Consider the following 9,265-nt stretch of genomic DNA (forward strand, 5'->3'; position numbering starts at 1 on the left):
CCCCCGGCTCGGCCCAGCGGGTCAACCCCGCCGCGACCACCCCCATCGCCGCCGCAGCGTGCCGCCGATCATGCGGCCGATCGCGCGTGCGGCGGCGCCGTAGCGGCCCGCCTTGAGGTAAGCGATGGCCAGAGTCTCGTGCGCATCCCGGACAGCGGGGTGATCGGCGCCGAGTTCCCGCGTCGACTCGGAGACCAGTGCTTCGAGCAGCGTGATGGCCTCGCCTGCGCGGTCCGTCTCCGTGTAGGCGATGGCCACGGCGCCCCAGGCGCTGATGGTCTCGCCGTCGTGTCTGCCGAGCCGGCGCTCGTAGCCGGCCGCGATGCGCTCGAGGAGCGGGATGGCGTCCCGCGCGCGGCCCATCTGGAGAAGGCAGTGGGCCAGTGCGTCGCCGACCAGCAGTGTTTCCGGATGGTCCTGGCCGAGGGCCTCGTGGACCGTGGTGAGCAGGCGTTCCAGGAGTTCGATGGCGGCATCACCGCGCTCCACCCTGAACAGCGCGCCGACCAGCGGGAACAGCGCCGAGATCGTTTCGCTGTCGTGGGCACCCGACTCCAGGACCTCGGCCGCGAACCGCTCCATGACGGACGTCGCCTCATCTGGGCGTCCCGCCTCCTGATAGCACCAGGCCAGGGACCTCAGCGCCGTCATGTGGTCCGGATGCCCCCGGCCAAGGCGCCGGGCGTACGAGACGGTCTTGAGGAGCAGGGCGATTGCCTCCGAGTGGCGGCCGGCTCCCGAGTAGGCGATGCCGAGATTGCCCAGAGCCTGCAGCGTGTACGGGTGATCGGGCCCGAGGACTCGCTCGCAGTCCCCGGCCGCGCGGACGAGGAGGGGGATCGCCTCTGGCGCGGACGTCGTCTGCGCGTGCAGATGGGCCAGATTGCTTCGGGCCGCGAGGGTGGTCGGGTGGTCCGTGCCGAGCAGCCGCTCCGCGTCGGACAGCGAACGCTCGCACAGGGTGATCGCTTCGTCCGGGCGGTCAGCGGCCAGGTAGGTGCCGACCAGGTTGAGGCGGGCCTCCAGGGCGGTGGGGTGGTCGCGGCCGAGGAGTCGCTCCTGATCCTGGACGACCATCGACTGGAGGGCGAGGGCCTCCTGGATACGGCCCGCGCTCTCGTAGGCCCCGGCGAGGACGCTGCGGGCCGTCGTGGTGGCGGTGTCGTCCGTACCGAACAGCCTCTCCCGGTCGGCGACGGCCGCTTCGGCGAGGGGGATCGCCTCGTTCGCGCGTCCCGAGGCCGCGTAGAAGGCGGCCAGATTGCTGCGCGTGGTGACCGTGACGGGATCGTCCTCGCCCAGGAGTTCCTCGGCATCGGTTACGGCTTGCTCCGCGGCGGTGATCGCCTCCGGGTGGCGCCCCGCCAGCCAGTAGGCCGCGCTCAGCGAGCCCCGGATCGCCTTGGCGTCGGCGCTGTCCGCGCCCTGGCGCCGTACGAGGTCGGCGACCAGCTGCTCCCCGCAGGCGATGGCCTCGTCCGTTCGATGCGCGCGCCGGTAGGCGTCCATCAGGTGGGCCCGGGTCAGCACGATGTCGTCGTGGCCGTCGTCCAGGAGCCGCCCGGCATCGGCGGTCAGCCGCTGCCAATGAGTGACCGCCGCTTCGTAGAGGCCGGCATGCAGCAGGCTGAGTCCGTACTCGTAGAGCACCGGGTGGCCGCCGTCCTGCCACAGCAGGTCGCCCGCCAGGGCGCTCAGGGTGGCGGCGTTCGCCCGCAGTACGGCGGTGAGTTCGGCGTCGGGGTGCTCCGTTTCGGGCCAGATGCCCAAGAGGGCGTCCGCGGCGGTCCGCATACCGGCCGCGGCCTGTGCCTCGGGGGTGTTCTCGCGGACCGCCCTGGCGGTGAGCGCGTGGATCCGCACAGTTCGGGCGCTGTCCTGGAAGTCGCCGTTGATCAGGGCGTATTCATGCAGCAGATGGACGGCCGCGCGGGCCTCATCGGCGGTGACCTCGCTCGCTTCGGCGCCGGGTGTGCGATAGAGGTCCAGGTACCTGCCGACTCCGGCCTCGGCCCACAGCCCCAACGGGTGGCCGGCCGGGTCCAGATGGGCGGTGAGCCGCAGGGCCGGTACGGCCAGACCCACCGGCTCACGGCGCTGCACGGCATCCAGGGTGATGAGCAGGGCGGTGGTGACGGGCAGGCCGTACCCCTCGGTGTCGGCTGCACGGGGCAGCACCGTGTCCGGTCGGGAGCGTCGGTCGGTGAACAGCCTCAGGTAGTCGCCGCACGGCACGTCCTCGTTGAGCATGTAGGCCGCAGCGTGCGCCGAGGCCAGCGGCAGATGCCCCAACTCATGGAGGAGCGCCGCGCTTTGGCCGTCCCGCAGGTGGTCCATGCCCGCGCCCGCGAAACGGTCCCGTAGGTAGGTGTCGGCCTCTTCGGGGGAGTACGTGTCCATGGCGACGACGGAGCGGCCGCCGCCGGACAGTCGTGCGTCCCTTCTCCGTGTGGTGGCCAGTACCCGGCCCGTGCCGGCGGCGGAATGCGGCGGCCACCAGGCGGCGATGCCCTCCAGGTCCGTGAGGTTGTCGAGCACGATGAGCCAGGAACGCGATGTGGCGGCCAGCCAGTCGAAGAATGTCTTGGCGTCCGCCTCGGTGTCCTCGCCCCGGGCGTCGGGTGCCTGGACCCGGCGTGCTGCCGTCGCGTAGCCCGTCACCATCCGCGCGGTGTCCGTGGCGTCCAGCCAGACCACCAGGTCCGTACCGTCGGCGGATGCCTGGTGGGCGCAGGCCGCCGCCAGTTGGGACTTGCCGACGCCGCCACCGCCGGACAGTAACACCGCCGGCCGTGCGGTGATCTGCTCGCGCAGCGCGGTACGTGGCTGGAACGCGGAGGCCAAGGGCGGCACCTTACCCAGCCGGACCGGCCAGACCACCGGAGGCCGTGGTGCCTCGTGGGTCAGCCGGAAGCCCAGTACCGACAGACCTCCGACTTGCCTGCCAGGAAAGCCAAGAGTAACTTTCCTGACAGGAAAGTAATCGGGGACGGAGACGGGAGGGAGATGGCCGTGAGCATGCCGGTGGATGCCGAACAGGCATGGAAGGATCTCCAGCGCATCCGAGTGCCACAGGAGCGGGTGTACGACGAGTTCGAGCGCTCCGTGTCCGGCGGGCGCCGCATGACCTACGGCACGGCCGCGCTCATGTGGGTGTTCCTTGCCGGCGTCGGCATGGACCTGCCCCAGTGGGGCCTCGGCGTGTTCGTGACCGCCTACGTCGGCCTGTTGAGCCTGCTGATCGTGATGAGCAGCCGCAGGAGCCGGATGCAACTGCACCACACTCGCTGCCCCGGGCGTATGTGGGCCGCGTTCGGTGCGGCGGGGGTGCTGGTCGGCGGGACGATCGTGCTGGCGGACCACCTGACCGAGCCACTGGAGCCGATCTACGCCGGCCTCATCCAGGCCACGGCCGCGGTGGCCGTGTACCTGCTCTCCCTCCGTCCCGCCAACCGCTGGGCGGCCGACTCGGTGCGAAGCAGCGGCGAACCGGCGGCCGACGAGGGGGCGGGCCGATGAGCACCCCGGCCGGCTTCGACGAGGTGATCCACCCCGCCACCCGACTGTCGGTGGTCGCGCTGCTCGCCGCCACCGAGTGGGCGGACTTCGCGTTCGTCCGCGACAGCCTCTCGCTCAGCGACTCCGCGCTCTCCAAGCAGCTGCACACCTTGGAGGGTGCCGGATACCTGGAGATCCAGAAGGAGGGCGGCGGCCGCAACCGCCGTACGAAGGTACGGCTGACGGACCGCGGTCGCACCGCCTTCGAGGGACATGTGGCGGCACTCCGGGCCATCGTCGACAGCGCCGGCCCCGCGACCGGGGCGGCACAACAGCAGCCTCGCACAGAGGCCGGCCGATGACGACGTTCGGGCGCACCGATGTCCAGCCCGTGATCCAGGTACGCGATCTGACCATGACGTACGGCGATGTCGACGTCCTGCGCGGCGTCGATCTGGACATCCACCGCGGCGAGGTCTTCGCGCTGCTCGGGCCCAACGGCGCGGGGAAGACCACCACCGTCGAGATCCTGGAAGGCTTCCGGCAGCGCTCCGGCGGGAAGGTGAGCGTCCTCGGTGCGGATCCCGAGCGGGGCGGCGACGCGTGGCGCGGCCGGATCGGCCTGGTCCTGCAGTCCTGGCGCGACCACCGCCGCTGGCGGGTCGCCGAGCTGCTGACGCACTTCGCGACCTACTACCCCGACCCGCGCGACCCGGCCGAACTGCTGACCCTGGTCGGCCTCACCGACCAGGCCGGCCGGCAGGTGGACCGGCTGTCCGGCGGCCAGCGCCGACGCCTCGACGTCGCGCTCGGCATCGTCGGCCGCCCCGAGCTCCTTTTCCTGGACGAGCCGACCACCGGCTTCGACCCTCAGGCGCGGCACGAGTTCCACGTCCTGGTCGAACGGCTGGCCCGTGACGAGGGCGTCACCGTCCTGCTCACCACCCATGACCTGGCGGAGGCCGAGCGGCTCGCCGACCGGATCGCCATGCTGGTCGGCGGCCGGATCAGGGACTGTGGCACACCCGCGGAACTGGCCCGGCGAGCCGCCGCCCAGGCCGAGGTCCGCTGGACGGCCGACGACGGGACGCCCCGCCGCGAACGCACCGAAGACCCCTCACGGCTGGTCTGGGAACTCCACCGGGACGCGGCCGGCCCGATCGCCGACCTGGAGGTCCGCCGCCCGACGCTGGAGGACACCTATTTGCACATGGTGCACCGGGAGGCCGATGGCACGGGTGGGGACGACGGCACGGACAGGGACGCGGACGAGGAGGCACCGGCCGCATGAGGGGGCACACATGACGAACAGGATGAACAGGACGAACAGCTGGCGTGCCGGGCTCCAGCGCGGCGGAATCGAGCTGCGGCACCTCCTGCGCAACGGCAAGGAGATGTCCGGCCATCTGACCAACGTGGTCGTCGCATTGCTCGTCGCCGCCTACGTCAGCGACGACGTGCCCGGGACCCGGACCCCGATGACTCATCTGGTGCTGGCGGGCTTCGCCGCCTACCTGCTGTTCCAGGTCGGGCTGATCAACCTCCCGCAGATCCTCGTGACCGAGCGCGAGGAGGGCACCCTGCTGCGGCTGCGCGCCACGCCCGGCGGGATACCGGCCTACCTCGTCGCCAAGTGCCTGCTGGTGGTCGTCCTGGCGGTCGGCACCCTGGCGCTGCTCCTGGTCGCCGGGGCACTGCTGGCGGACGGGCCACTGCCGCACGGGCCGGGAGACTGGCTGACGCTGGCGTGGGTCACCACACTCGGGTTGCTCGCCGTCGTACCGCTCGGCGCGGCCATAGGCGCCGTACTGCCCAACCCCCGCGAGGCCCTGGCGTTGATCATGCTGCCGACGATGGGGCTGCTGCTCACCTCGGGGGCGGTGTTCCCGATCACCGCGATGCCCGTGCCGGTCCAGCACGTGGCCGCGGTCTTCCCGCTCAAGTGGATGGCACAGGGCCTGCGTTCGGCGCTGCTCCCGGACTCGGCACGGACCGCCGAGGCAGCCGGCTCCTGGGAACTGCCCATGGTCGCCCTGGTCCTGACCGCTTGGGCGATCGTAGGGTTCCTCCTCGCGGTGCCCCTCCTGCGCCGCGCCGCCCGCCGCGAGTCCGGCTCCCGCCTGTCCGCGCGCCACCGCAAGGCGGAACGGAGCGGCGCACTGCCCGCGTAGGCCGCCCCGCGACCACCGGGCTACGCCGTGGTCTGCCTCGACGGCACGGCCCACCTGGACCCTGCGGGCCAGCACTTGCCCCGGCCAGTCGTCGTCCCCCTGTGAATCTCGGCGCGGACGACGCCGTTGCTCTCGCAGTAGCGGACGGGCTTGCCGCTGTCGCCCGTGGAGCGCAGGCAAACGGGCATGCGGCTCGACGCCCGGAAGGCCGCCCGGGAAGGTGCGCAAGGCCCGAATCAACCCGAAGGCTGTTGGCTGCGGAGGCGGCGTTGAAATCTCATTGAGACCACATGGTCCTCGTCGCCCATCAGGCCCCGGTGGCGGGCCACCACAGCCAGAGCGGCAGCGGGCTCGGCCGCCGGGGAAGCGTCGATTTCGAGTCCTTTCGACGCCTCCCCCCGCCGCGCACATGGCGGGGCTGTACAACCCGAGAAGGCCGTCACTCAATCCGGAGGTCAGCAGACCTTGGACAGGCTCACGCTGGGAATTCCGATGTGCCAGAGCGAAGTGAAGGACCTGGAACTCCCCGTCTCGTACTTCGCCGACGAGTGCTTGAACTTGAAGGTCACCCGGACGTTGCACCCATCCGTCTTCGTGTCCGTCACGGTCCCCTGGACCTTGAATTCCCTGCTCCCGAGTGAGGTGTCGCGGTAGCAGCGTGAGAAAGTCACCTTTCCAAAGGCCTCTTCGACCTTGAGGTTGTTGTGACACGTTGCGGCGGCGGCTGGTGTAGCCGTCAAGGTCGTCAGCCCGGTCAGCACCAGGGCGGCGCTGCCCGTCAGGGCGGCAAGTCGCTGCGTGGCCTTCACACATACTCCCCGATTTGAAACGAATGCGTCCTGCGCTCGCCTCCGCAAGCGCAGCCCCAGCTTCGCGGACGTTCGCCGCCCAGCGTCCCTATAACTCTTCAGGGTGATGCGCCACTGTGGTGGGCTGGGGCGAAGCGCGCGGCAGGCAGAGCGTCGAGCGCTGCCGTGGCGTAGAGGGCGCGCCAGCGGCTCGGCGACCCGGTTCTGCCCGGGGCATGGCAGGTTTGCGCCCAGCAGGGGCGAGGTGGCCTCTCATGACGAGGGCGATGGTGCGGTGCCGTTGGTCAGCGCTGCCTGGACGATGCGGATGGCCTCGTTGGTGTCGATGCCGACGCTGGCGATGACGGCGGCGTACTCGGCGGCGGCGTGGCGTGCTCGTTCGCGGCCCTTCTCGCCGGCTGCGGACACGAATGAGCCGGCCGCGCCGCGGGTTTCGATCAGGCCTGCTTCCTCGAGTTCTCGGTAGGCCCGGCCGACGGTGTTGGCGGCCAGGCCCAGGTCTGCGGCCAGGCGTCGGATGGTCGGCAGTCGGGTGCCGACGGCCAGTGTGTGGTCCTGGATCTGCCGGGCGAGCTGGGCGCGGAGCTGTTCGAACGGTGGGACGGGTGAGGTCGAGTCGATGACGATCAACGGTTCACCGGCCACCGGTGACGTGCCGTGCGACCGTCTCGCTGCTCGCGGTCCTCAGGGTGATCAGGGAGTGAGTGAGGGCGCTCAGAGCGATGAAGGCGAACCAGGCGGTGATCCACCAGCCCAGCGCGGTCGCGAACACCGACACGACTGGGAGGCACCACACGGCAGTTGGTGTGGCGACGTTGCGGGCGTCCTCGATGCGCATGATGACGTCGGCGGTCAGCGAGACTTCGTCGTCGGCGACGGTCGGGTGGGTCAGGACATGGCGCAGTTGGACGATCATGCCGACTGCGACCCCGCCCAGGGCGATGAGCAGGACGAGTGCCGGGTACCGTGCGGTGGAGTCCTGCGTCGCCAGGGTTGCGATGGCCAGCAGTGCCGCGCCCATGAAGGTGGCGGTCGCGAATGCGGCGCGGGGGCGGCCGAGTACGGTGCGCCAGCCGAGCGGGATCGGGTGAGCTGCTCGGCGTGGCAGTGTCGTGCCGGCCCGGCGGTCGGCCCGACGCACCCGTCGGTCCAGCAGGGACTGGGCCAGCACCAGCGTCGCGACCACCACGGTCAGGGCCAGCAGTGACCAGTGGCGGTATGTCCCGGTCCCGTCGACGGAGGTGTCGACAGACAGGTCGATGGTGTAGATGAGGGCGACCGCGATGATGAATGCGGCCAGCAGGACATCACCGGTCAGGCGCGTACGTCGACGGGCTGCCAGGCGTGTGGCCAGCAGGGGTGTCGGCTGGACGTCGGCCAGGCCGTGTTGGGCCAGCCATGCGCCGGCCTGTTCGAGATCTGCCGGACGCGCTGACTGGTCGCTGTCCGGAATCGTTCCTTTTGGCATGACGCCCTCTTGTCTCATGGTTTGACTCATTATGTTGAGGCAAGGGTTGCGACAAGTCAACGGGCCTGTACAGGAACGGTGTTGCACGGGGTTGCACGGGGTGCGGTGGCCGGCCGGGGCCGGATGCGGGGCTGCGGCGGTGTTCTGCTCGGGGGTGTGTGGTTCCGGGCAGTGGTGTCGCCTGGGGCGCCGCGGCCAGCGGGGAAGGCTCGTGCAGCCGCGCTGGAGCGGGACGAGGGACGACGAGGCAGCCCGGTGTGCGGGGCGGTCTGGGTGGTCGGTGGGGATCATCGCTCTCACGCGGTGCGCTGCTCGCCGTGGTGCCGCCGGAGGGCCTGGGAGGGGGCTGGGAAGGAAGCGTTCGCCGAAGCGTTCGGACAAACGCTTCGGCGAACGGCTCACGATTCTGGTGGGAGTTGGGCCTTGGGTGCTGTCGCCGGCGGTCCGGTCCGGTCCGCGGCGCGACGTCAGCCCGTACCCGTACTCCTGGCACAGGGCGGCTGACCTCCCGGTCATGAGGCGTCGTGGTGCAGGTATCGGACGTGTCCGTCACGTGGCCCGCCACCCCGTCCACCAGCAGCACCCAGGCGGCTGCGCACCGCGCTCTCAGCCGACCAGGCGTCCGGTCCCCTCAGGTGCTTCGGATCAGAGGGTGCCGCGCCGTTCAAGCGGCACTCCGCAGCCGTCAGCAGGCCTTCATGCCCTGGAAGCTGGACCCCGCGTGGGCCGGTTGTGGGTCCACGTGCGTCCACGTGCGTCCACCGTGGAAGGGCAGGAACCAGCTGTCCGGCGTGTTGCTCCAGGCGAACTTGCGATAGATCTTGTCGTCGGAGTCGCCGCAGAATCCCTTCGCCCAGGCCTGGTCACCCTTTGTCCCGGTCATGACGTAGCAACTGTTGGCGGATGCGGGAGACGCGGCCATGGCTGACACTCAGGGGGACAGGACGAGTGCCGGCCGGGACCTCGACGGGGACTGTGCCAGTGGCCGACTGGCCTGGCGGCGATATCGACCGCACATCGGCTGGATGGGCGGGGGCCTTCTCGACGAGCTGGGGTGAAGAGGTCGCCGCCCTGAGCCGCAACAGCGACACGGGTTGGAGCAGCAGGTGATTCAGTGCCTGGTCGACAAGTGACTTCTGTACGCTGCCAGTTGATCACTTGACTGGTGTGAACGGGGAGAACGAAGCATGCGTGACATCCGAGCCGCTGCCCGGATCGTGGGCCGCCGAACGACTCTGCGCTACCTCACCATTGGCGTCGGCGCGTCCTTGCTCGCCGCGTGCAAGGGAAACGATGACGCGAAGGGCGGGACAAAGGGC

The 9,265-nt window shown here is 70.5% G+C and carries 10 protein-coding genes; 5 read left to right on the forward strand and 5 right to left on the reverse strand.

Annotation, left to right across the window (positions count from 1 at the left end):
• Positions 1–21: 21 nt before the first annotated feature.
• A complete protein-coding gene (gene fxsT, locus L0P92_RS38390; protein WP_234767761.1) occupies positions 22–2,844 on the reverse strand; it encodes an FxSxx-COOH system tetratricopeptide repeat protein in 2,823 nt (940 codons plus the stop codon).
• Between the two features lie 174 nt (positions 2,845–3,018).
• On the opposite strand from fxsT, the gene L0P92_RS38395 reads away from it, so the two are divergent.
• Genes L0P92_RS38395 through L0P92_RS38410 form a run of 4 tightly spaced genes read left to right on the forward strand, consistent with a single transcriptional unit; the run spans position 3,019 to position 5,669 of the window.
• On the forward strand, positions 3,019–3,519 hold the full coding sequence (locus tag L0P92_RS38395) for a hypothetical protein (protein ID WP_308289802.1): 501 nt from the start codon (positions 3,019–3,021) through the stop codon (positions 3,517–3,519).
• Positions 3,516–3,860: a transcriptional regulator gene (locus L0P92_RS38400; RefSeq protein ID WP_234767763.1), complete on the forward strand. Its 345-nt coding sequence runs from the start codon at positions 3,516–3,518 to the stop codon at positions 3,858–3,860. Before L0P92_RS38395 ends, L0P92_RS38400 begins: the two co-directional genes overlap by 4 nt.
• The gene (locus L0P92_RS38405; protein ID WP_234767764.1) at positions 3,857–4,789 is read left to right on the forward strand and encodes an ABC transporter ATP-binding protein; all 933 of its coding nucleotides are present in this window, start codon (positions 3,857–3,859) and stop codon (positions 4,787–4,789) included. Before L0P92_RS38400 ends, L0P92_RS38405 begins: the two co-directional genes overlap by 4 nt.
• Before the next feature lie 10 nt (positions 4,790–4,799).
• Positions 4,800–5,669, forward strand: coding sequence for an ABC transporter permease (locus tag L0P92_RS38410; RefSeq protein ID WP_234767765.1), 870 nt, complete (start codon positions 4,800–4,802; stop codon positions 5,667–5,669).
• A 455-nt stretch (positions 5,670–6,124) separates the two neighbouring features.
• Here the strand turns inward: L0P92_RS38410 and L0P92_RS38415 are convergent, their stop codons facing one another.
• From L0P92_RS38415 to L0P92_RS38430, 4 genes are all read right to left on the reverse strand, one after another.
• Entirely contained in the window at positions 6,125–6,478 is a 354-nt protein-coding gene (locus L0P92_RS38415) for a hypothetical protein (protein ID WP_234767766.1), read from the reverse strand.
• Between the two features lie 252 nt (positions 6,479–6,730).
• Positions 6,731–7,108, reverse strand: coding sequence for a GntR family transcriptional regulator (locus L0P92_RS38420; RefSeq protein WP_234767767.1), 378 nt, complete (start codon positions 7,106–7,108; stop codon positions 6,731–6,733).
• 4 nt (positions 7,109–7,112) lie between these two features.
• Positions 7,113–7,946, reverse strand: a complete 834-nt coding sequence (locus L0P92_RS38425; RefSeq protein ID WP_234767768.1) for a hypothetical protein — start codon at positions 7,944–7,946, stop codon at positions 7,113–7,115.
• A gap of 685 nt (positions 7,947–8,631) precedes the next feature.
• Positions 8,632–8,829 carry a hypothetical protein gene (locus L0P92_RS38430; RefSeq protein ID WP_234767769.1) on the reverse strand — a complete coding sequence of 66 codons (198 nt, stop codon included), beginning with the start codon at positions 8,827–8,829 and terminating at the stop codon, positions 8,632–8,634.
• Positions 8,830–8,866: 37 nt separating this feature from the next.
• Between L0P92_RS38430 and L0P92_RS38435 the strand changes: the two genes are divergently transcribed.
• Positions 8,867–9,004 (forward strand): hypothetical protein, encoded by a 138-nt coding sequence (locus L0P92_RS38435; RefSeq protein WP_234767770.1) that lies wholly within the window; start codon positions 8,867–8,869, stop codon positions 9,002–9,004.
• Positions 9,005–9,265: the final 261 nt, after the last annotated feature.

The sequence above is a fragment of the Streptomyces muensis genome (assembly GCF_021474425.1).
GTDB lineage: Bacteria > Actinomycetota > Actinomycetes > Streptomycetales > Streptomycetaceae > Streptomyces > Streptomyces muensis.

Bases quoted from the DNA above. Each gene is read 5' to 3' on its own strand.
- L0P92_RS38400 (WP_234767763.1), top strand. From the start codon at position 3,516: ATGAGCACCCCGGCCGGCTTCGACGAGGTGATCCACCCCGCCACCCGA.
- L0P92_RS38405 (WP_234767764.1), top strand. From the start codon at position 3,857: ATGACGACGTTCGGGCGCACCGATGTCCAGCCCGTGATCCAGGTACGC.
- L0P92_RS38430 (WP_234767769.1), bottom strand. From the start codon at position 8,829: ATGACCGGGACAAAGGGTGACCAGGCCTGGGCGAAGGGATTCTGCGGC.
- L0P92_RS38395 (WP_308289802.1), top strand. From the start codon at position 3,019: ATGCCGGTGGATGCCGAACAGGCATGGAAGGATCTCCAGCGCATCCGA.
- L0P92_RS38425 (WP_234767768.1), bottom strand. From the start codon at position 7,946: ATGCCAAAAGGAACGATTCCGGACAGCGACCAGTCAGCGCGTCCGGCA.
- L0P92_RS38410 (WP_234767765.1), top strand. From the start codon at position 4,800: ATGACGAACAGGATGAACAGGACGAACAGCTGGCGTGCCGGGCTCCAG.
- L0P92_RS38435 (WP_234767770.1), top strand. From the start codon at position 8,867: ATGGCTGACACTCAGGGGGACAGGACGAGTGCCGGCCGGGACCTCGAC.